This window comes from Pseudomonas sp. G(2018), assembly GCF_005502415.1.
In the GTDB taxonomy this organism is placed as follows: domain Bacteria; phylum Pseudomonadota; class Gammaproteobacteria; order Pseudomonadales; family Pseudomonadaceae; genus Aquipseudomonas.
The window spans coordinates 77001-99885 of the sequence record NZ_SCOO01000016.1 but is presented as its reverse complement, the minus strand read 5'-3'; the positions used below and the strand labels follow the sequence as shown (position 1 = coordinate 99885).

Genomic DNA, 22885 nt, shown 5'->3' with positions numbered 1-22885 from the left:
GCGATTATGCCTTAACTCACTCGGGTTGGCCGATCATCGTGCGAATCTTGTTGGCCAACAGATCAATGGAGAACGGTTTGGCCACCATGTCCATGCCTTCCTCGAGGAAGCCCTGGCGTTCGGCCGCCATTTGCGCGTAACCGGTCATGAACAGCACTTTCAGGTCCGGGCGATGCTGACGGGCAATCTCTGCCAACTGCCGGCCATTCATCCCCGGCAGGCCGACATCGGTGACCAGCAGATCGACCCGCAAATCGGATTCGAGCAAGGGCAAGGCGGTCTTCGCGTCTTCGGCTTCATGGGCCTTATAGCCAAGCTCCTTGAGCAGGTCGAGTACCAGCATGCGCACCGCCGGATCATCCTCCACCAGGACCACCGTTTCCCCGGCAATCGCCGGTGGCGCTTCGCCGATGTCCGGTGACGGAGCGTCTTGCGCTTGCACGGCATGCAAGCGCGGCAGATACAGGCGCACGTTGGTGCCCTGTCCGGGCATGCTGAACAGACTCACATGGCCGCCCGACTGCTGGGCGAATCCGTAGATCATCGATAACCCGAGCCCGGTGCCCTGGCCAATGGGTTTAGTGGTGAAAAACGGATCGAACGCCTTGGCCAATACCTTGGGCGTCATGCCGGTGCCGTTGTCGCTGACCGCGATCATCAGGTAATCGCCGGCCTTGACCGGTTCCAGAATGTTGATGTCGCTGCTGTCGAGGTAGACATTGGCGGTTTCGATACGCAGTTCACCGCCATTGGGCATGGCGTCCCTGGCGTTGATGACCAGGTTGAGCAGGGCGTTTTCCAGTTGGCTGACGTCGGTGCTGACCGACCAGGCGTCTTCGGCCAGTTGCAACTTGAGCTGGATGTGGTCGCCCTTGGTGCGGCGGAACAGATCTTCCAGGGAATGGATCAGGTCGTTGGCGTTCAGAGGCTTGCGATCCAGCGATTGGCGCCTGGAGAACGCCAGCAAACGATGGGTCAGGGCGGCGGCCCGTTTCGCCGAGGACACGGCGGTTTCGGCGAAACGGGCAATGTCCTCGGTTCGCCCATCGGCGATGTAGCGTTGCATGAGGTCGAGGCTGCCGATGATGCCGGTGAGCATGTTGTTGAAGTCATGGGCGATGCCACCGGTGAGCTGGCCGACGGCTTCCATTTTCTGCGCATGGCGCAAAGCGTCTTCGGCGCGTTCGCGTTCGAACATCTCGTTTTGCAGACGCTGGTTGGTTTCGGCCAGTTGCTGGGTACGGGCGGCGACCCGTTCTTCGAGGGTTTCGTTGAGGTTGCGCAGCGCTTCTTCGGTGTTTTTGCGTTCGGTTTCGTCGATCACGAAAATGTAAAAACCGTTCACCGCGCCGTCCGCGCCGTGACGCGGCAAATAATTCATCAGGGCATGGCGGATGCTGCCGTCACGGTGCGGTGCGTCGATGCTGAAACAGCAGGGCTTGCCGGTCAGCGCCTGGGCAATATGCTCGGCGCGCAAGGCGTAGGCCTCATCGCCCAATACCTCGCGAATGGTTCTGCCGTAGAGCTCCTGGGGCGTCAGGCCGTACCAGTCCAGATAAGCGGAATTGTTCAAGCGAAAGCGCTCTTCGCGGTCGACGTAGCTGATCAGGATCGGCATGGCGTTGATGATCAGCTGCAGCTCGGTCTGACTCTGGCGCAGGGCCTGCTCGGTGTTTTTGCGCTCGGTCAGGTCCAGTGCGGCGCCGAGAAAGCGGATCGGCCGGCCATGGTGGTCCTTGTAGCAACGCCCGCGGGCGAACACCCAGCGCAACTGGCCGTCGGGTTGCAACAGGCGATATTCCTCGGCGTACTCAGTGCCATGGGTAATGCAGTGCTTGATGCTGCGGGCGATCAGGGCACGGTCTTCGGGGTGGACGCCGTGCAGGTAGGCGCTGATCGGCAATTGCCCGGCCATGGCGGGATCGATGCCATGCAGTTGGGCGAAATGGGCATCGGCGATGAAACGGTCTTCACTGATATCCCAGTCCCAGGTTCCCACTGCGTCGGTCGCGGCGAGGGCCAGTTGCAAGCGTTCTTCGGTTTCCTGCTGTGCCTTGAGGCTGGCGGCCGAGCGTTGTTCCAGTTCCAGGGCGATGCGCCGGCGTTCGTTGGTTTCGATGGCGGTGACCAGAATTCCGGCGACCTGGGTGTTCTCGTCGCGGATGGGACTGTAGGTCAGGTCGAGCCAGAAATCGGAGTCCTTGCCATCGCGCTGCAAGGTAAAGCGTTGTTCGCTGTAGGTCCGCACCTGACCTTGTAGGACGGCACTGTAAATCGGGTCAGTAAAGTCTTGGAGTTCTGGCCAGATCTGGTGCGTCGGCTGTCCGAAAGCGTGCGGATGCTTGCTGCCGGCGAGCAGGGCGAAGCCGTCGTTGTAGATCTGCGTCAGCTGCGGCCCCCAGAGCAACAGCATCGGCATCGGCGAATGGATCACGATGTCCACGGCGGTGCGCAGGCTTTGCGGCCAGGTACTGGCCTCGCCCAGCGGCGTGCTTGCCCAGTCCAGTCGGGCAATCAAGGCCTGGGCATCGCTGCCGGTTGGTGATGCATTCATCAAGGTGTCCTGCGTTCAAGTCGGTATGGCGGTGTCTACTATGCTTGCTGAGTACTGACCCGTGTGGGTCATTTCTGTCAATTGAATGCTTCGCGGATGCTTTTTGCCATGGAAATCGATGCGTTGTTAAAACGCCTGGCCAGCCAGGATGGCTCTGATCTTTATCTGTCCACCGGTGCACCACCGAATGCACGGTTCGACGGTGTCCTCACCCCCTTGGCGGACCAGTCGTTCAAACCGGGGGAGATTGCGGCGATTGCCGCGTCCATCATGGACGCCGAACAGCGTCTGGAGTTCGACCGCGAACTGGAAATGAACCTGGCGATCTCCCGAACGGGCGTCGGACGCTTTCGGGTCAATATCTTCAAGCAGCGCAACGATGTGTCAATGGTGGTGCGCAACGTCAAGCTGGACATACCGCGTTTTGAAGACCTCAAATTGCCATCGGTGCTGCAGGAAACGGTGATGCTCAAGCAAGGCCTGATGCTGTTCGTTGGCGCCACCGACTCGGGCAAATCCACGTCGCTGGCGGCTTTGATCGATTACCGCAACCGTCACAGCCGTGGCCACATCGTTACTATCGAAGACCCGATCGAATACATCCACCGGCACCAACAATCGATCATCAGCCAGCGCGAGATCGGCGTCGACACCCGCAGCTTCCATTGCGCGTTGAAAAACACCCTGCGTCAGGCACCGGACGTGGTGCTGATCGGCGAAATCCGCGACCGCGAAACCATGGAGCACGCGCTGGCGTTTGCCGACACCGGGCATCTGGTGATCTCCACTTTGCACGCTCACAACGCCCACCAGGCGCTGGACCGCATCATCAACTTCTTCCCCGAGGAGCGCCGGGGGCAATTGCTCCATGATCTGGGCAACAACCTCAAGGCCTGCGTGTGCCAACGCTTGGTTCGTACGCGCGACGGCCAGCGAAGGGTGGCGGTGGAGGTGCTGCTGGGGACGCCGACCATTGGCGATTTGATCCGGCTCAACCAGTTTTCCGAGCTCAAGGGCGTGATGGAAAAATCAGCGGCACTGGGAATGCAGACGTTCGACGGGGCGCTGTTCGAGTTGGTTGCAGAAGGGGTGGTTGAAGAGGAAGAAGCATTGAAACATGCGGATTCAGTGAACAACCTTCGTTTGCGACTGAAGCTTCACGCCGAAGTCTCGCCGGGTGACTGGGGCCTGGTGGACTGACACATCCCCCCCTGTGGGAGCGAGCAGGCTCGCTCCCACAGGGGATCTGCGAATTCAATCCAGGAGTTCAGGGCGGTTGCGGAATTGCTCCAACGCTTCGGGATTGGCCAGTGCATCGGTGTTTTTCACCTTCTGCCCATGCACCACATTGCGCACCGCCAGTTCGACGATTTTGCCGCTGATGGTCCGTGGGATGTCCGTGACCGCGACGATCTTCGCCGGCACATGGCGCGGCGTGGTGTTGGCGCGGATGACCTGGCGGATCTGTTGTTGCAACGCTTCATCCAGTTCCACGCCGTCGCGCAGGCGTACGAACAGCACGACCCGCACGTCATCCTGCCATTGCTGACCGATGGCCACGCTGTCGAGTACCTGCGGGACTTTTTCCACCTGGCGGTAGATTTCCGCCGTGCCAATGCGCACGCCGCCGGGGTTGAGTACGGCATCGGAGCGCCCGTGGATCATCATCGCGCCGTGGGGCAGCTGTTCCGCATAATCGCCCTGGGCCCAGACCCCGGGAAACTGACTGAAATACGAGGCCCGCAGTTTCTCGCCGTCGGGGTCGTGCCACAGGCCGATGGGTATCGCCGGAAAATGCCGGGTGCACACCAACTCACCTTTTTCACCAATGACTGGCTGACCCTCGTCGTTCCAGACTTCGACGGCCATACCCAGGCTCTTGCCCTGTATTTCGCCGCGGCGCACCGGTTGCCACGGATTGCCGTTCACAAAGCACGAAACGATATCGGTGCCGCCGGACATCGAAGCCAGGCACACATCCGCCTTGAGGTCGCGGTAGACGTAGTCGTAGCTCTGGGGCGACAGCGCCGAACCGGTACAGAGCAGGGTTTTCAGGCTGCTCAGGTCATGGCTTTGCATGGGTTTGACGCCGTTGCCTTCAAGCGTCGCCAGGTATTTGGGACTGGTGCCGAAAACGCTGATGCGCTCGTCGTCGATCAGGTCGATCAAGCGTTCGGAATCCGGATGAAACGGTGAGCCGTCATACAGCACCACGGCACTGCCCACCGCCAGGGCCGAAACCAGCCAGTTCCACATCATCCAGCCGCAGGTGGTGTAGTAGAACAAACGTTCGCCGGGGCCGAGATCGCAATGCAGGCCGTGTTCCTTGACGTGCTGCAGCAGTACGCCGCCGGTGCTGTGGATGATGCACTTGGGCACGCCGGTGGTGCCGCTGGAGTAGAGGATGTACAGCGGATGGTCGAAAGGCACGGCGACGAAGTCCGGCTCGCCGCCGGGGAAGTAGAAATCGTCCCATAACGTGACGTTGGCCTGGGTGCGGAAGTCTTCGATGTGCGCATCGGGCCGTGCGTAAGGCACGATGACCAACTGCCGCAACGACGGCAGGCGTTCGAGGATTTCGTTGACCTTGACCGTCTGATCGATGTCTTTGCCGGCGTAACGGTAGCCGGCGCAGGTGAGCAGCACTTTCGGCTCGATCTGGCCAAAACGGTCGATCACTCCTTGCGTGCCGAAGTCCGGCGAAGAGCAGGACCAGATCGCGCCGAGGCTGGTGGTGGCAAGCATGGCCACTAAGGTTTGCCAGGTGTTGGGCATGCAGGCAGCGACCCGGTCACCAATGCCGACACCGGCCGCGATGAGTCCACTCTGAAAACCGGCGACATGTTCCGCCAATTCAGCCCAGGTCAGGTGTTCGCGCTGGCCGTTTTCCGCCACGGACACCACCGCCACGGCATCGTCGCGGCGTCGCAGCAAGTGTTCGGCGAAGTTCAAGGTCGCACCGGGAAACCATTGGGCACTGGGCATTTGCGCGCCTTCCACCAACACCGCGTCGGGTTGCTGATGGAAGCGGATATCGAAGAAGTCGACGATCGCCTGCCAGAAGTCCTGGCGGTGATCGATGGACCATTGGTGCAGGGCGGGATAGTCGTCGATGTGCAGGTGGTGCCGCTGATTGATGGCACGCCGAAAGGCCTCCATACGAGTCTTGGCGATGCGCTCGGCGGAGGGTTGCCAGAGAATGTCGGACATGATTTGCCTCTTCTTCTATCTGCAGATCCATTCGCGAACTCGCTCCCACATTGAAATGCGATCCCCTGTGGGAGCGAGCCTGCTCGCGAAGAACGAAAACGCGGTCTAATGGAGTGTTACTGCGCCAACCACCCACCATCAACATTCCACGCCGCGCCCCGCACCTGGCTGCCGGCTTCGCTGCACAGGAACAGCACCAGCTCGCCCAGCTGCGGCGGGGTCACGAATTCCAGCGACGGTTGTTTCTCCGCCAGCAGATCATGCTGGGCCCGTTGCGGATCAATGCCGGTCGCGGCGCGATCATCGATCTGCTTCTGTACCAACGGCGTCAGCACCCAACCCGGGCAGATCGCGTTGCAGGTCACGTTGCTGGTAGCGGTTTCAAGGGCGACCACTTTGGTCAGCCCGATCACGCCGTGCTTGGCCGCCACATAAGCGGCCTTGCCTGTCGAGCCCACCAGGCCATGCACCGAGGCAATGTTGATCACCCGGCCCCAGCCCTTGGCGCGCATGCCCGGCAGGCTCAGGCGCGTGCTGTGAAATACTGATGACAGATTGATCGCAATGATCGAATCCCAGCGTTCCACCGGGAACTCGTCTACCGGCGCCACATGCTGGATGCCGGCGTTGTTGACCAGAATGTCGACACCGCCGAATTCACGCTCGGCGTAGGCGATCATGTCGGCGATCTGCGCCGGGTCGCTGACGTCGGCCGGGTGATGGCCGACCTTGCCACCAAACTGTTCGACCTCGGCGATCACTTTGGACGCATCGCCGAAACCGTTGAGGATCAGGTTGGCGCCGGCCTTGGCCAGGCTCAGGGCGATGCCCAGGCCGATGCCGCTGGTGGAGCCGGTGACCAGTGCGGTCTTGCCCGAAAGAGTCGTCATGAATACCTCACACAATGCCAGTGGCGTAGAAAGTACCGATCACCACGAAAACCGCCAGTGTCTTGATCAGCGTAATACAGAAAATGTCTTTGTAAGCTTCGCGGTGGGTCAGGCCGGTGACCGCCAGCAAGGTAATTACCGCGCCGTTGTGCGGCAGGGTGTCCATGCCGCCGCTGGCCATCGAGGCCACCCGGTGCAGCACTTCCAGCGGAATATTGGCGGCGTGGGCGGCGCTGATGAACTGCTCGGACATCGCCGCCAGGGCGATGCTCATGCCGCCCGATGCGGAACCGGTGATACCGGCCAGCAAGGTGACGGTAATCGCTTCATTGACCAGCGGATCGGGAATGTTCTTGAGCCAGTCGGCCAACACCAGGAAGCCCGGCAGGGACGCGATCACCGCGCCGAAACCATATTCCGAGGCCGTGTTCATTGCTGCCAGCAAGGCACCGCTGACCGCACTTTTGCTGCCTTCGGCCAGTTTGCGGCTGATCGCCTTGTAGCCGAACAGCAGCACCATGATGATGCCCACCAGCAGTGCGGCCTGAACCGCCCAGATCGCGGTGAGTTTGGCGATGTCGGTGGTGACCGGGGCTGCCATGCCCGGCAGCGCCAGGCTGTGGGTCTTGCCGTACCACTGTGGAATCCACTGGGTGAACAGCAGGTTCATGATGCCCACGGCCAGTAGCGGGGAGAGAGCGATCCACGGGTTGGGCAGTTTGATGTCGGCGGCGGTTTCCGGCTCGTTGCGCAGGTCGCTGCCATAGCCTTCACCCGTGCGCTGGGCCTTGTTGCGCTGACGCTGGAGAAACAGCATGCCGGCGCAGAACACGAAGATCGTGCCGATCACACCCAGCCACGGTGCCGCCCAGGCGGTGGTGTTGAAGAAGGTGCTGGGGATGATGTTCTGGATCTGCGGGGTGCCGGGCAGGGCATCCATGGTGAACGAGAACGCGCCGAGGGCGATGGTCGCCGGGATCAGGCGCTTGGGAATATTGCTCTGGCGGAACATTTCAGCGGCGAATGGATAAACCGCGAACACCACCACGAACAGCGACACGCCACCGTAGGTGAGCAAGGCGCAGACCAATACGATCACCAGTATCGCCTGACGGGTACCCAGCAGCCGAATGGCCGCAGCGACGATGGAGCGCGAGAAACCCGACAACTCGATCAGCTTGCCGAACACTGCGCCGAGCAGGAACACCGGAAAGTACAGTTTGATGAAGCCGACCATTTTCTCCATGAACACGCCGGTGAAGGCGGGTGCAACGGCGGATGGGTCAGTCAGCAGGACGGCGCCGAGGGCGGCAATCGGGGCAAAAAGGATAACGCTGTAGCCACGGTAAGCAGCCAGCATCAGCAGCGCGAGGGCTGCCAAGGCAATGATCACACTCATGGTGTGTCTCCTGGGATTGTTATTTTTGTAGGGGTGAAACGTTGTAGGAGACGGCTGTAGCGAGTTTCGTGCCAGATTGGTAAGTTATTGAAATATATGGATATATTTGTTGATGGTGAGTCGGTTTTGATAGGTTTGTCTCTGTTTTGAGACTTCCGTTGTCCGAACTGGCCTCTTCGCGGGCAAGCCCATTCCCACAGGTTCATCGATACTCCAGAATAACGCGGTCACTGTGGGAGCGGGCTTGCCCGCGAAGAGGCCATATCTACTAATGGAGATTAATGTCTCTTTATGGAGACTCTGCAATCCCCAACGCCACCATCTTCTTGTACAGCGTCGACCGCCCAAGCCCCAGGCGCGCCGCCGCCTCAATCACCTTGCCCCCGCAGTGCGCCAGGGTGGTTTCGATCAGCTGCCGGTCAAACCGCTCCCGTGCCGCGCTGAACGTTTCATGCTCCAACGGTTCGAGGGTCAACGGCACCACCCGTTGAACCGGGGTGAACGTGCCGATCGCCGCACGAATATCCGCTGCCGTAAGCCGCAGGTCATCACTGAGCAACGCTGCCCGTTCCAGCACGTTACGCAGCTCGCGAATGTTTCCCGGCCAGGCGTGCTGCCCCAACAGTTCCAGCGCTTCGCTGTTCAGTTCGTGCTGGCTGCGCAACTCTTCAAGGATCGCTTCGCTGAGGGCGGGCAGGTCGTCGAGGCGGTCGCGCAGCGGCGGGACCTGGATCGGCAGGACATTGAGGCGGTAATACAGATCGGCGCGAAACTCGCCGCGTTTAATCGCGGCTTCCAGGTCAGTAGAGGTGGCGGCGATCACCCGCACATCACTCTGGATCACGTCGTTGGAGCCGACCGGCTCGAATTCCTTCTCCTGTAGTACCCGCAGCAGTTTGCTTTGCAGCGGTAACGGCATGTCACCGATTTCATCGAGGAACAACGTGCCGCCCTGGGCGATTTGCAACTTGCCGGCGCGGCCCTTGCGGTCGGCACCGGTAAAGGCGCCAGGGGCGGTACCGAAGAATTCGGCTTCCAGTAGCGATTCGGGGATGGCCGCGCTGTTGATGCTGACAAACGCCTTGTGCGCGCGCGGCGAGGCATTGTGGATCGCCTGGGCCAGCAATTCCTTGCCGGTGCCGGTTTCACCGAGCAGCAACACCGGTGATTCGGTGCTGGCACTGCGGCGGGCACGGCGTTTGACTTCGAGGCTGGCGGCACTGGTGCCAATGAAGTGGGCGAAGTTGTATTTGGTCTGCCGTGCTCGCAGCAATGAGCGGGTCGATGCAAGTTCTTCCTGCATGCTCATGTAGCGCTTGAGCATCGGCGACAGGCTGCGCAGTTCGTCGAACAGGGCAAAGCCGATGGCGCCGATCACTTCGCCGGCGTCGTCGTGAATCGGCAGGCGCATCACCACCAGCGGCTCCTTGGGGGTGTCCTGCATATCGAGCAGAATCGGTCGGCCGGTGCGCACCACTTCGCGCAACAGACTGCCGGGGATCACGCTTTCACAGGCCTTGCCGATGGCACCCTCGGCCGATTGCAGGCCAAAACGCCGGGCGTAGCGTTCGTTCATCCAGACGATGTTGGCATCGCGGTCGACGATCACCGTGCCTTCACTCGACTGCTCGATGATCTCGAACAACGAACGGATCGCCAGCAGGCGGACGCGCTGGTAGTCCTTGAGGCTTTCGGTGGTGTTCATGGGTGCTGATCCTGATTGAATGTTGCCTGTGCCGGCCTCTTCGCGAGCAGGCTCGCTCCCACAAGGGATTTGTGAAAGGCGCAGATCCCTTGTGGGAGCGAGCCTGCTCGCGAAGGCCGCGACCCGGTCAAAAGCCTGTCACGGGATTATGCCTGCCCCGGATGCGCCGCCGCCAACAGCTCCTTGGTGTACGGATGCTGCGGTGAACCAAACACATCATGGCTGGCGCCGCTTTCCACCACCTTGCCGTCCTTGATCACGATCATGTCGTGGGCCAGGGCGCGCACCACCGACAGGTCATGGCTGATGAACAGATACGTCAGGCCATGTTTTTCCTGAAGCTGGCGGAGCAGGGCGACCACTTGTTTTTGCACGGTGCGGTCCAGCGCCGAGGTCGGTTCGTCCAGCAGAATCAGCGCCGGTTTCAAGACCAGAGCCCGGGCGATGGCGATGCGTTGGCGCTGGCCGCCGGAAAATTCATGGGGATAGCGATGGCGGCTTTGCGGGTCGAGGCCGACTTCCTGCAAGGCCCGAATCACCTCGGCGTTGCATTGCTCGACGCTCAACTGGCTATGCACCTCCAGGCCTTCGCTGATGATCTGCGCCACGGACATCCGTGGGCTGAGGCTGCCAAACGGGTCCTGGAACACCACCTGCATTTGCTTGCGCAACGGCCGCAACTGTTTCTGCGTCAGGCCGTCCAGTGCCTCGCCCTGAAAGCGAATGCCGCCTTCGGAGTCGAGCAGGCGCAGAATCGCCTGGCCCAGTGTGGATTTGCCGGAGCCGGATTCGCCGACAATGCCCAGGGTCTTGCCGCGCTGAACATTGAGGCTGATGCCGTCCACGGCGTTCAAGTAAGTCTTGCGCCGGAACAACCCGCCACTCACCGCAAACTGCACCCGAAGATTGTTGACCTCAAGCACGTTTTCACGCTCGTCACGGGGCAGCGCTTCGCCTTCCGGTTCGGCATTGAGCAGCACGCAGCTGTAGGGGTGTTTCGGTTCGGTGAAAATGGTTTCGCAGCTGGCCTGCTCGACGATTTCCCCGGCCTTCATCACACAGACGCGCTGGGCAATGCTGCGTACCAGGTTGAGATCGTGGCTGATCAGCAGCAGCGACATGCCGAGCCGCCGCTGCAAGGATTTGAGCAGCAGCAGAATCTTGCGCTGCACGGTGACGTCCAGTGCGGTGGTGGGCTCGTCGGCGATCAACAGCTCCGGCTCGCAGGCCAGGGCCATGGCGATCATTACCCGTTGGCGCTGGCCGCCGGACAATTGATGGGGGTAAGCCTTGAGCCGTTCCTTGGGTTTCTGGATCCCCACCAGGTGCAGCAACTCAAGAATCCGCGCCTGCGCTTCGTTGCCTGCCATGCCTTTGTGCACCAGCAAGGTTTCGCCGATCTGCTTTTCGATGCTGTGCAACGGATTCAGGGAGGTCATCGGCTCCTGGAAAATCATGGCGATGCGGTTGCCACGCAATTGACGCAAGCTTTTGGCGTCTGCGCCCACAATCTCCTGACCTCGATAACGGATGCTGCCTGTGGTTTGAGTCCCGCATTCGGGCAGCAATTGCAGGATCGAGTGGGCGGTCACCGACTTGCCCGAACCCGATTCGCCCACCAAGGCCAGGCATTCGCCGGGGCGGATGTCCAGGCACAGATTGCGCACCACGGTCTGGCCGCTGAAGGCCACGCTGAGGTCACGGATTTCGATCAGGTTACTCATATCAACAGTCCGCCTCTCAAAATCGGGGATCAAGATCGCGGGTCAAACGCGTCGCGCAAGGCTTCGCCGATGAACACCAACAAGGAAAGAATCAACGCCAGGGTGAAAAACGCCGTCAGCCCCAGCCACGGTGCTTGCAGGTTCTGCTTGCCCTGGCCGATCAGTTCGCCCAGGGATGCACTGCCGGCCGGCATGCCGAAACCGAGGAAGTCCAGCGCCGTGAGGGTCGAGATGGCCCCGGTCAGAATGAACGGCAGGTAACTCAAGGTCGCGTTCATGGCGTTGGGCAGAATATGCCGCACGATGACTTTGCGATCGGTCAGGCCCAAGGCCCGGGCGGCCTTGACGTACTCAAGGTTGCGCCCGCGCAGGAACTCGGCGCGCACCACGTCCACCAGTGCCAGCCAGGAAAACAGCGCCATGATCCCCAGCAACCACCAGAAATTCGGTTCGACAAACCCCGACAGAATGATCAGCAGATACAACACCGGCAACCCGGACCAGACCTCTTGCAGGCGCTGGCCGAGCAAGTCGACCCAGCCACCGTAATAGCCTTGCAGGGCGCCGGCAGCAATGCCGATCAGTGCGCTGACGAAGGTCAGCATCAGGGCAAACAGAATCGATACCCGGGCGCCGAAAATCACCCGGGCCAATACGTCCCGCGCCTGATCGTCGGTGCCCAGCCAGTTCACGTTCGAGGGCGGGCTCGGCGCGGGTTTGTTCAGGTCATAGTTAGGTGTGTCGTCGCTGAAGGGGATAGGCGGAAACAACAGCCAGCCTCCGTCCTTCTTGATCAGGTTTTGCACGTAGTCGCTGCGGTAATCGGCCTGGAACGGCAAATGCCCGCCAAACTCCTGCTCGGTATAGCGCTTCAGGGCCGGAAAATACAACGAACCTTGATAGCTGACGATCAGCGGCTTGTCGTTGGCGATCAGCTCGCCCCCCAGGGTCAACAGGAAGAGGCCGACAAACAACCACAGCGACCACCACCCGCGACGGTTTTTCTTGAAGCGTTCGAAACGACGACGGCCCAACGGCGAAAGCTTGAACATCAGGCATTCCTCGCGGCGAAGTCGATACGCGGGTCGACCAGGGTGTAGCACAGGTCGCCCACCAGTTTTATCAAGAGACCGAACAGGGTGAAGATGAACAGCGAGCCGAACACCACTGGATAGTCCCGTGAAACTGCGGCCTCGTAGCTCATGCGACCCAGGCCATCGAGGGAGAAGATCACTTCGATCAGCAAGGAGCCGGCAAAAAACACACTGATAAAGGCCTGGGGAATCCCCGACACCACCAGCAGCATGGCATTGCGGAACACATGACCATACAGCACCCGGCGCTCACTCAAACCTTTGGCGCGGGCGGTGACCACGTATTGCCGGGTGATTTCATTGAGGAACGAGTTCTTGGTCAGGATGGTCAAGGTGGCGAAACCACCGATCACCAGCGCCGTCACCGGCAGCACCAGGTGCCAGAAGTAATCGGCGATTTTGCCCAGGGTCGACAGCGACTCGAAATTGTCCGACACCAGCCCGCGTACCGGGAACCAATTCAGGGAAGTGCCGCCGGCGAACACCACGATCAGGAACATCGCGAAGAGAAACGCCGGCATCGCGTAGCCGATGATGATCGCCGTACTGCTCCAGATATCGAAATGACTGCCATGATGCACCGCCTTGCGGATGCCCAATGGAATCGATACCAGGTAGGTGATCAGTGTCGCCCAAAGGCCGAGGGAAATGGTCACCGGCATCTTCTGCAGGATCAGGTCGGTGACCGTGGCGCCGCGGAAGAAGCTCTTGCCGAAGTCCAGGCGCGCGTAGCTGGTGAGCATCAGCCAGAGCCGTTCATGGGCCGGTTTGTCGAAGCCGTACTGTTTTTCGATGTCTTTGATCAGCTGTGGATCGAGGCCGCGACTGGCCCGGGAAGTGCCACTCATGGACTCGCCGGAACCGCCGCCGACACCGGCCCCGCCAATGCCTTGCAGATGGGCGATGGCCTGTTCCACCGGGCCGCCCGGTGCGGCCTGGACGATCACGAAGTTGACCAGAAGAATGATTACCAGCGTCGGAATGATCAGCAGCAAGCGCCGCAGTATGTAAGTCCACATTAATGCGGTCCTCCGGGGCTGCCACGGCGAATGCGCTCGGCGGTCATCTGCTGGTTGGTCAGCGGCGTGGTGCTTACTTCCCACCAGCTCTCGATGGCCTCGTCATTGCTGGCCTGCACGTTGGGGATGCCGAAGCGATTCCACCACACGGTGGACGTTCCCGGCGGGTAATAGTTGGGAATCCAGTAGTAGCTCCATTGCAGCACCCGGTCCAGCGCATGGGCGTAGCGCAACATGTCGGCCTTGTTGTCGGCGCGCACCAGTCCGTTGATCAGGGTGTCCACCGCCGGGTTCTTCAGGACCATGTAGTTGTTGGAGCCGGGATCGGTGGCCGCGGCGGAGCCGAAATAGTTGAACAGTTCGCCCCCCGGTGAAGTGGTGACCGGGTAGCCGGTGACGATCATGTCGTAGTCTCGGCTCATCAGGCGATTGACGTACTGTGACGCGTCGATGCGACGGATGTTCAGGTCGATGCCGATCTGCTTCAGCGTGCGTTTGTACGGCAGGAGCAAGCGGTCCATGCCGTTCTGGCTGACCAGGAACGTGAAGCTCAGTGGTTCACCGTCGGCGTTGACCAGTTGATCGCCTTTGGGTTTCCAGCCGGCCTGTTCGAGCAGGTCCAGCGCTTGTAGCTGTTTATCGCGAATCAAGCCGCTGCCATCGGTTTTCGGGGCTTCGAACACCTTGGTAAAGACTTCGTCCGGGATTTGTCCGCGCAGCGGTTCGAGAATGGCCAGTTCACCGGCATCCGGCAGTTGCCGTGCGGCAAGTTCGGTGTTGGAAAAGAAGCTCTGCTGGCGGATGTACAGATTGCGCATCATCTGCCGGTTGCTCCATTCGAAATCCCAGAGCATGACCAGCGCCTGGCGCACCCGGCGATCCTGGAATATCGGCTTTTGCAGGTTGAACACAAAGCCCTGGCTCGGTTGCGGTGCTTCTGTGGCCAGGTGGGCTTTTTGCAGGCGACCGTCGCTCAGGGCCGGGCTTTCATAGCCGATGGAGTAACCGGTGGCGGAAAATTCGCGGTTGTAGTCGTAGGCGCCGCCGCGCAGCACCTGACGGGCAACGTCGGTATCGCCAAAGTACTCGATACTGAAATGATCGAAATTGTAGAGGCCGCGACTGACCGGCAAGTCCTTGCCCCACCAGTCGGCGTTACGCTCAAAGGTGATGCTGCGTCCGGAGTCGACCTTGCCCACCCTGTACGGGCCGCTGCCCAGCGGTGCTTCGTAACCGCCGCCACCGGCGAAATCGCGGGTTTTCCACCAGTGTTCGGGAAATACCGGCAGGGTGGCGATGTCCAGGGGCAGGGTGCGGTTTTCGTTGTTCTTGAAATCGAAACGCACGGTCAGCGGCGATTCCACTTCGACGCCTTTGACGTCGGCGAACTGCGTGCGATAGCGCAGGCTGCCCTGGGTCATCAACAGATCGAAGGTGTAGCGCACGTCCTCGGCCGTGATGGGTTTGCCATCGGCAAAGCGTGCCATGGGGTTGAGGTAGAAGCGCAGCGACAGCCCGTCATCGGAGCGTTCCATTTTCTGCGCCACCAGGCCATAAACGGTGTAAGGCTCGTCCAGCGAGCGCTGGGCCAGGGGGGAGTAGAGCAGGCCATCGATCTGCGTGACACCGATGCCTTTGTCGATGTACGGCAACACATGGTCGAAGTGACCGATTTCGATCGCCGAACGACGCATCGTGCCGCCCTTGGGGGCCTGCGGATTGGTGTAGGCGAAGTGACTGAAACCGGCAGGGTATTTGGCCGGTTCGCCGTAAACGGTCAACGCATGTTGCGGTGCGGCGTTCACACCGGCGGCGCCCAACAACAGGGCCACGGCAGTGAATAACACAGTAGGGAAAGCCAGTCGCATTGTCAGCCTTAGAGCCGGGTGGTCGTTAACGACAATTTGTACGCTAGCGGCGCGTCCCTCGCCAGCCGAATTACGTATCTGAAACACGACGGCCCACCAATAGGCGGGCCGCTGTGAAGGAAAACCAGGCGTCGATCAGTCCTGACGGCTGGTCACTTCCAGCAGGTGGTAGCCGAACTGGGTCTTGACCGGGCCTTGCACGACGTTGAGCGGTGCGCTGAAGACCACGGTGTCAAATTCCTTGACCATCTGGCCCGGACCGAACGAACCCAGGTCACCGCCCTGGCGGCTGGAAGGGCAAGTGGAGCTGGCTTTGGCGATTTCGGCGAAATCTGCGCCAGCCTCGATCTGGGCCTTGAGTTCGGTGCACTTGGCTTCGCTGGCAACGAGGATGTGGCGGGCAGTGGCTCTAGCCATGGGAAAATACTCCTTTCAATATTCGGTAAAATGAGCAGCCTACCGGATTCAGCGCGCTATTTCTCCTCTAACTTCCGCTGCGAAGAACCTACAGGGGGCATGTGAGTGACATCAGGATCAAAGACCGGCTTTTTTCAGGCGTTCGGCGTGCTGCACGTAGAGATCGATCGGGTCAATGTGTTTCGCGAGGGGGAAGCCTGTCTGACGGAGGGTGCCCAGGTGATCCAGCGGATAGTCGGAACGGATTACCGTCCCCAGATGGGAGCTGTAGCGGCCGACCATGCCATCGTTTTGCCCGGCTTCGGTTATGAAATACCGGGAAAAGGCCCGCAGAAATCCGTGGAATGGATCAAGTGAGTTCAAACCACCATCCAGGAGCTTTCCTGACAAGATGCCGCTCCAGGAATAATAGCGAACACCGTTGACCTGTCCGCAGCCCTTGCCACCCCAGGTTTTTGGCAGGCCTTGGGGGAATTTGTCATTGAATGCGCCTACGCCTTCCGTGGTCAGGGCATTGAGTGCGGCGACGGCGTCTTGCGGCAGGTTGCGCCTGCCGCTGAGTAACGACAAAAAGTCAGCGAACAGGGTCGCGACCGTCTCGGCTATCTGCTCAGGCAGGCTTGCGGGCGTAAGCGCCTTGCGCAGGAAATCGGCCAGCTCGGAGCCGTGGTTTGGTCCGCTGACCGACGTCACCGAAGCAACCGATTGCGCTGCGACCGCTGCTGCATAACGAGCGGCCAGTGCGCCCTGGCTGTGACCGATCAGGTTGACTTTGCTTGCACCAGTGCCTTCCAGCACCCGTACGATTTGCGCCAGCAGCTGTTCGCCCCGTGCTTCGTTACTGTGGGTGGCCGACAGGTGCGGTACGAATACCCGCGCTCCGGCGTTTCGGAGCGCCTGTTTGATGTCATGGAAGAGTTCGAAGGTGCCGATCCGGTCAAATCCGAAGAGCCCATGAACCAGCAGGATCGGGTAATGAGTGTCTGCATTCCTTTGCATGTTTTTGTCCTTTTTCAGCGGTCAGAGGGAGGAGCCTTGCGCCTCACTCTAAAACACTCGGACGTCGACGCGATGTATGAAAAGGACGCGGTCATCTGGCGAAAACGGAATAGAAGAGCGCCGAAAAGGTGGGGTGGATAAGGTGCCAGTCGGAACACCTATCCACCCTTTGAGCATGCCGAGCGCTCTTAATCACGCAGTGCGCGAAGCTGGCCTGCCGCTTGACGCAACAGCTGTTCCGTCCCACTCCAGCCCAGGCAACCATCAGTAACCGACACGCCGTACTTCAGCGATGGGCTCAGCGGCTGGCAGCCCTCGAACAAATGGCTCTCGACCATCATGCCGATCAGCGAGCGGTCACCTTGCAGGCGCTGTTCAAGCACGTCATTGAACACCGCCGGCTGACGCATCGGATCCTTGCCGCTATTGGCGTGGCTGCAGTCGACCATGATCCGGGCCGGGATCTTCAGGCGAGTCAAGTCGCCGTGTACCTTGGCCACGCTCACGCGGTCGTAGTTAGGCCCCTGATGACCGCCGCGCAGTACCAGATGGGTGTCTGCGTTGCCCGGAGTCTGGATGATCGCGGGGTGCCCCTGGCTATCGACGCCGAAATGACGATGCGGATGGGCAGCCGAGCGCATCGCGTCGCTGGCGACCGCGACACCGCCGTCGGTGCCGTTTTTGAAGCCTACCGGCATGCTCAGGCCGCTGGCCATCTCGCGATGGATCTGCGATTCGGTGGTGCGGGCGCCAATGGCTACCCAGCTGAGCAAGTCGTCGAAGTAACCGGCGGCCATGGGTTGCAGCAGTTCAGTCGCCACCGGCAAGCCCAGCAGGAGCATTTCGCGCATCAGCTGGCGGGACAGGGTCAGACCGCCAGCCATGTCGTCGCTGCCATCCAGGTGCGGATCGTAGGCCAGGCCTTTCCAACCGACCGTGGTGCGGGGTTTTTCGACGTAAGCGCGCATCACCAGCAGCATTTCGTCGCTGACTTCGGCAGCCAGGCGGGCCAGATTGCCGGCGTATTCGAGGGCGGATTCAGGGTCGTGGATCGAGCAGGGGCCGACGACGACCAGCAGGCGGGAATCTTCACCGTTGAGGATCGCGCGAACGGCCTGGCGGTGGGCCGCGACTTGCTGGGTCAGTGCGTTGGTGAGCGGCAGTTGCTGTTTGAGTTGCAACGAGCTGGGCAGACGCAGGGTCAGCGCTTCATTGGCAGGGCTCAAGGTGGACAGCGGCAAAGCAGAGACGGACGAGTTCATATTCAGGTTTCCTGGGCGGTCAGCGGGTTCGTTCCCGCGCACTCGGCCCTACTGGGGTGTTCGACAATTGGCCGGATTGGCTGCGTGTGTGTGCTTGCCACCTGTGGGTGACCGATCGGAGGCGGCAGGCTGTCCCGAGCGGAGGGTGGTAAATCGCCAGGCGGTAAAACTGTCGTAACGGTAATAAGTGGCGTAGTTCATGTTCTTGATCCTCTAAATGTCTGGTGTGTTGCTAAAAATTGTTCAGGGCTGAAAAAACAAAACCCCCGGTCGGGAGGCCGACCGGGGGTTGAGAATTCTCTGGTGGCGACCCGTTTAAAGTGGGCGCCGTGTGGGTATCAGGCGCGCCAGTGGCTAAACCAATACCCAAAATAAAAGCTGACCGGAACACAAACGTCATTCACCCGGGCAGCCGCAACCGAGCGCAGGGCGCTGGCGGTATGGAGCTGTGAGAGGGCGTTGAGCATGGGTTGTCTCCGATGGATGCGTCGAGCTTACAAGAGCCCGGTACGAGTATTCAATCAGAAAATGCTATCGGGCATGAATGGCGTTTTCTATTGCTTGAGCGCCCCGGCGGTTGTGACACACTTCGTACCCCCGCAAAAATGCAATCGAGACGTGATGGAATTTGAATGGCGTGCAGCAACTGAGTGCGATCTTGAATTTGCCCGTGTACTGACCTGCAGCAATATGCTGCGTTATTACATCGAGCATGATCTGCTGTGGCAGGACGAAGCATTCGACGTCGCTTGGGCTGGTCGCGAAAATCGCTTGATCATGCGCGGCGAGAACAAAGTGGGGTACGTCAGCCTGAGTCGAGACGCCAGGGCACTCTACATCCGCGAATTGCAGATTTCCGAGGGGTTTCGCCGGCAAGGTGCCGGATCCTGGGCGATCGATCAGGTTTTTGCCATGGCTGGCCAGGAACGGCGCCCGGCATTGCGCTTGACGGTTTTTGAAAACAACCCGGCGCGGGCGTTATATGAAAGAAAGGGATTGCAAGTGGTGGGAACGGACGAGTGTTCTCTGAGAATGCAGCGCGACGTCGAAGGTCCGCATCGCTGAAACACGCTTGGCACCGGGCTTACAAGATACATTGAAACTTTTTATATGACGCTTTCCGCTAGGTCTGCCAGAAGCTTTTTTGCTAAGGTGTCGACAACTCAATAAGACCATATCGCGAGGTGTCTGCTTGATTAGGGTGCTAGTGGTCGATGACCATGATCTCGTTCGTACAGGCATTACACGAATGCTGGCTGACATCGATGGCCTGCAAGTGGTCGGCCAGGCTGAATCGGGGGAAGAGTCCCTGCTCAAGGCCCGTGAACTGAAACCCGATGTGGTCTTGATGGACGTCAAGATGCCCGGTATCGGCGGTCTTGAAGCCACTCGCAAATTGTTGCGCAGTCATCCGGACATCAAGGTCGTCGCGGTGACTGTCTGTGAGGAAGATCCGTTTCCTACACGTTTGTTGCAGGCCGGTGCCGCGGGCTACCTGACCAAAGGTGCGGGTTTGCCGGAAATGGTCCAGGCCATCCGCCTGGTATTCGCCGGGCAGCGTTACATCAGTCCGCAAATCGCCCAGCAACTGGCGATCAAATCCTTCCAGCCGACCAACGATTCGCCCTTCGATGCCTTGTCCGAGCGGGAGATCCAGATTGCGTTGATGATCGTTGGTTGCCAGAAGGTCCAGATCATTTCCGACAAGCTGTGCCTGTCGCCAAAAACCGTAAATACCTACCGTTACCGCATTTTCGAAAAGCTTTCGATCAGCAGTGATGTCGAGTTGACGCTGCTGGCGGTTCGTCACGGCATGGTTGATGCCAGCCTCTGAAAATGACTGATACCTTTGATCCAAGTGCCTTTCTGTCGACCGTCAGTGGGCGCCCCGGTGTGTACCGCATGTTCGATAGCGATGCGCGCCTGCTGTATGTCGGCAAGGCCAAGAATCTCAAGAATCGCCTGTCGAGCTACTTCCGAAAAACCGGCCTCGCGCCCAAGACGGCCGCGCTGGTGGCGCGTATCGCCCAGGTCGAAACGACCATCACGGCCAACGAAACCGAGGCGTTGCTGCTTGAGCAGACGCTGATCAAGGAATGGCGTCCGCCGTACAACATCCTGCTGCGGGACGACAAGTCCTACCCCTACGTATTTCTTTCCGATGGCCAATTTCCACGTCTGAGCATCCATCGTGGGGCGAAGAAGGCCAAGGGCAAGTATTTCGGACCTTATCCCAGCGCCGGTGCGATTCGCGAAAGCCTGAGCCTGCTGCAAAAGACGTTTTTCGTTCGCCAGTGCGAAGACAGCTATTACAAGAACCGCACGCGACCTTGCCTTCAATACCAGATCAAGCGCTGCAAGGCGCCTTGTGTCGGTCTGGTCGAGCCCGAAGTGTATGCCGAGGACGTCCGGCACTCGGTGATGTTTCTTGAAGGTCGCAGCAATGCGCTGACCGATGAGTTATCAACGGCCATGGAAGAGGCAGCGATCAACCTGGAGTTCGAGCGCGCCGCCGAGTTGCGCGACCAGATTTCGCTGCTGCGGCGGGTGCAGGACCAGCAGAGCATGGAAGGTGGGACCGGTGATGTCGACGTGATCGCGGCGTTCGTCAATCCCGGCGGCGCCTGCGTGCATTTGATCAGCGTGCGCGGTGGGCGGGTGCTGGGCAGCAAGAACTTCTTCCCGCAAGTCGGTATTGAAGAGGACGTTTCCGAAGTCATGGCAGCATTTCTTGGCCAGTACTTCATCAGCAGCCCTGAACGCGACTTGCCCAGCGAGTTGATCGTCAACGTGGTTCACGAGGACTTTCCGACCCTGATTGCGGCCATCGAAGAGCTACGTGGTCGCGAACTGACCATCAGTCACCGGGTGCGCGGTACACGAGCACGCTGGCAGCAACTGGCGGTGACCAACGCGGAGCAGGCGTTGGGCGCACGTCTGGCGAACCGTCAGCACATCACGGCGCGCTTCGACGCGCTGGCAGACGTATTGAAGCTGGACGAGCCACCGCAGCGACTTGAGTGCTATGACATCAGTCACTCCAGCGGTGAAGCGACCGTGGCGTCTTGCGTGGTGTTCGGCCCCGAAGGCCCGATCAAGTCCGACTACCGTCGCTACAACATCGAAGGCGTGACGGCCGGGGATGACTACGCGGCGATGCATCAGGCGCTGACGCGACGCTTCAGCAAGCTGAAGGACGGGGAGGGCAAGCTGCCGGACATCCTGCTGGTGGACGGCGGCAAGGGGCAGCTATCCATGGCCCGCGACGTGCTCAATGAGCTGGCGGTGCCGGACCTGATCCTTCTCGGCGTGGCCAAGGGGGCCACGCGCAAGGCCGGCTTCGAAACCCTGTACCTTAATGACGCCGCCCATGAATTCACCTTGCGCGGAGATTCCCCCGCGCTGCATTTGATCCAGCAGATTCGTGACGAAGCTCACCGCTTCGCCATTACCGGGCACCGTGCCCGACGCGGAAAAACCCGTCGAACGTCTACGCTTGAGGGCGTTGCCGGTGTCGGACCCACTCGTCGACGCGATTTGTTGAAACATTTTGGTGGATTGCAGGAGCTGTCTCGTGCCAGCATCGAAGAGATCGCCAAAGCACCCGGGATCAGTAAAAAGCTCGCAGAGTTGATTTATGCAAATCTGCACAGCGAGTAGAATGCCCCCTCACCTCGTAGCCAGTTGTGCCGATGAATATCCCTAATCTGATTACCGTTCTACGCGTCCTGCTCATACCGATCTTCATTTTACTGTTTTACCTGCCTTACCAATGGAGCTACCTGGCGTCAGCCTCGGTCTTCGCATTTGCCGCTGCCACGGACTGGCTGGACGGGTATCTGGCCCGCCGTCTGGAGCAAAGCACGCCGTTCGGGGCTTTTCTCGATCCCGTTGCCGACAAGTTGATGGTTGCCGTTGCACTGGTACTGCTGGTGCAGGAACACGGCAATCTGTGGCTCACGCTGCCGGCTGCCGTGATCATCGGTCGCGAGATCGTGGTGTCCGCCCTGCGTGAGTGGATGGCCGAACTCGGCGCGCGTGCCCATGTGGCCGTGTCGAACCTGGGCAAATGGAAAACCGCCGCGCAGATGCTGGCGCTGGTGATCCTGCTGGCCAATCCGTCGAGCTTCAGCTTCTGGGTAGCGCTGGGTTACGCCTTGCTGATGGTGTCTGCCGGCCTGACGTTGTGGTCCATGGTCCAGTACCTGCGGGCTGCCTGGCCGCATCTGAAGACCGACGTTGAAAAGAAATAAAACTTTTTTGAATCAAAGGGTTGACGGGGCTTCTGGATTCTATAGAATGCGCCACACCAAGACGCGGGAATAGCTCAGTTGGTAGAGCACGACCTTGCCAAGGTCGGGGTCGCGAGTTCGAGTCTCGTTTCCCGCTCCAAGTTTGTACGCATTTGATGTCGCGCTACTGACAGCAAATGTTTTGAGGCCGAGTAGCAAAATGGTTATGCAGCGGATTGCAAATCCGCCTACGCCGGTTCGATTCCGACCTCGGCCTCCACTATAAACAACCCCGTAGATCGATGATCTACGGGGTTTTTTATTGCCCGCAGGAAACTGCATTGGCAACTCATACATGCGTGTATGCTCGTACGCATTCCCCCCTGTAGAAGCAAAGCTGCTCGCGATAGCAGGGTGTCAGGCAACGATGATGTCGACTGGTACTCCGCATTCGCGAGCAGGCTCGCTCCCACAGTGGTTTTGGCTGACCGCAAATCTGTGACCTCTCCTAC

17 protein-coding genes and 2 tRNA genes are annotated in these 22885 nt (G+C 60.0%); 7 read left to right on the top strand and 12 right to left on the bottom strand.

Going from position 1 to position 22885, the window contains the following annotated elements; all coding sequences use genetic code 11:
• Positions 1-16: 16 nt before the first annotated feature.
• A complete protein-coding gene (locus FFS64_RS17070) occupies positions 17-2554 on the bottom strand; it encodes a PAS domain-containing protein (RefSeq protein ID WP_137806348.1) in 2538 nt (845 codons plus the stop codon).
• Between the two features lie 108 nt (positions 2555-2662).
• Between FFS64_RS17070 and FFS64_RS17065 the strand changes: the two genes are divergently transcribed.
• Positions 2663-3754 (top strand): PilT/PilU family type 4a pilus ATPase, encoded by a 1092-nt coding sequence (locus FFS64_RS17065; protein ID WP_137806347.1) that lies wholly within the window; start codon positions 2663-2665, stop codon positions 3752-3754.
• A 54-nt stretch (positions 3755-3808) separates the two neighbouring features.
• On the opposite strand, the gene FFS64_RS17060 is transcribed toward FFS64_RS17065, so the two are convergent.
• The 11 genes from FFS64_RS17060 to FFS64_RS17005 form a co-directional block, all read right to left on the bottom strand.
• On the bottom strand, positions 3809-5764 hold the full coding sequence (locus tag FFS64_RS17060) for an acetoacetate--CoA ligase (protein ID WP_137806346.1): 1956 nt from the start codon (positions 5762-5764) through the stop codon (positions 3809-3811).
• 116 nt (positions 5765-5880) lie between these two features.
• Positions 5881-6654: a 3-hydroxybutyrate dehydrogenase gene (gene hbdH / locus FFS64_RS17055; RefSeq protein ID WP_137806345.1), complete on the bottom strand. Its 774-nt coding sequence runs from the start codon at positions 6652-6654 to the stop codon at positions 5881-5883.
• Between the two features lie 7 nt (positions 6655-6661).
• The gene (locus FFS64_RS17050; RefSeq protein ID WP_137806344.1) at positions 6662-8053 is read right to left on the bottom strand and encodes a GntP family permease; all 1392 of its coding nucleotides are present in this window, start codon (positions 8051-8053) and stop codon (positions 6662-6664) included.
• Positions 8054-8342: 289 nt separating this feature from the next.
• The gene (locus FFS64_RS17045; protein ID WP_137806343.1) at positions 8343-9758 is read right to left on the bottom strand and encodes a sigma-54-dependent Fis family transcriptional regulator; all 1416 of its coding nucleotides are present in this window, start codon (positions 9756-9758) and stop codon (positions 8343-8345) included.
• A gap of 146 nt (positions 9759-9904) precedes the next feature.
• A complete protein-coding gene (locus FFS64_RS17035; protein ID WP_137806341.1) occupies positions 9905-11482 on the bottom strand; it encodes an ABC transporter ATP-binding protein in 1578 nt (525 codons plus the stop codon).
• 29 nt (positions 11483-11511) lie between these two features.
• Positions 11512-12534, bottom strand: coding sequence for an ABC transporter permease (locus FFS64_RS17030; protein ID WP_137806340.1), 1023 nt, complete (start codon positions 12532-12534; stop codon positions 11512-11514).
• Positions 12534-13595, bottom strand: a complete 1062-nt coding sequence (locus tag FFS64_RS17025) for a microcin C ABC transporter permease YejB (protein ID WP_137806339.1) — start codon at positions 13593-13595, stop codon at positions 12534-12536. Before FFS64_RS17025 ends, FFS64_RS17030 begins: the two co-directional genes overlap by 1 nt.
• Entirely contained in the window at positions 13595-15463 is a 1869-nt protein-coding gene (locus FFS64_RS17020) for an extracellular solute-binding protein (RefSeq protein ID WP_137806338.1), read from the bottom strand. The genes FFS64_RS17025 and FFS64_RS17020 overlap by 1 nt, the downstream gene beginning before the upstream one ends.
• A 135-nt stretch (positions 15464-15598) precedes the next feature.
• Positions 15599-15880 carry a peptidylprolyl isomerase gene (locus FFS64_RS17015; RefSeq protein WP_137806337.1) on the bottom strand — a complete coding sequence of 94 codons (282 nt, stop codon included), beginning with the start codon at positions 15878-15880 and terminating at the stop codon, positions 15599-15601.
• A gap of 117 nt (positions 15881-15997) precedes the next feature.
• Positions 15998-16879, bottom strand: coding sequence for a triacylglycerol lipase (locus FFS64_RS17010; RefSeq protein WP_137806336.1), 882 nt, complete (start codon positions 16877-16879; stop codon positions 15998-16000).
• Between the two features lie 188 nt (positions 16880-17067).
• Positions 17068-18141 (bottom strand): 3-deoxy-7-phosphoheptulonate synthase, encoded by a 1074-nt coding sequence (locus FFS64_RS17005; RefSeq protein ID WP_137806335.1) that lies wholly within the window; start codon positions 18139-18141, stop codon positions 17068-17070.
• A gap of 621 nt (positions 18142-18762) precedes the next feature.
• On the opposite strand from FFS64_RS17005, the gene FFS64_RS16995 reads away from it, so the two are divergent.
• From FFS64_RS16995 to FFS64_RS16970, 6 genes are all read left to right on the top strand, one after another.
• A complete protein-coding gene (locus tag FFS64_RS16995) occupies positions 18763-19206 on the top strand; it encodes an N-acetyltransferase (protein ID WP_137806334.1) in 444 nt (147 codons plus the stop codon).
• Positions 19207-19333: 127 nt separating this feature from the next.
• Positions 19334-19975, top strand: coding sequence for a UvrY/SirA/GacA family response regulator transcription factor (gene uvrY, locus FFS64_RS16990; protein WP_008015884.1), 642 nt, complete (start codon positions 19334-19336; stop codon positions 19973-19975).
• Between the two features lie 2 nt (positions 19976-19977).
• Entirely contained in the window at positions 19978-21801 is a 1824-nt protein-coding gene (gene uvrC / locus FFS64_RS16985) for an excinuclease ABC subunit UvrC (protein WP_137806333.1), read from the top strand.
• Positions 21802-21833: 32 nt separating this feature from the next.
• Entirely contained in the window at positions 21834-22394 is a 561-nt protein-coding gene (pgsA, locus tag FFS64_RS16980) for a CDP-diacylglycerol--glycerol-3-phosphate 3-phosphatidyltransferase (RefSeq protein WP_137806332.1), read from the top strand.
• A gap of 63 nt (positions 22395-22457) precedes the next feature.
• A tRNA-Gly gene (locus FFS64_RS16975) sits at positions 22458-22533 on the top strand.
• Between the two features lie 46 nt (positions 22534-22579).
• Positions 22580-22653 (top strand) — tRNA-Cys (locus FFS64_RS16970).
• Positions 22654-22885: the final 232 nt, after the last annotated feature.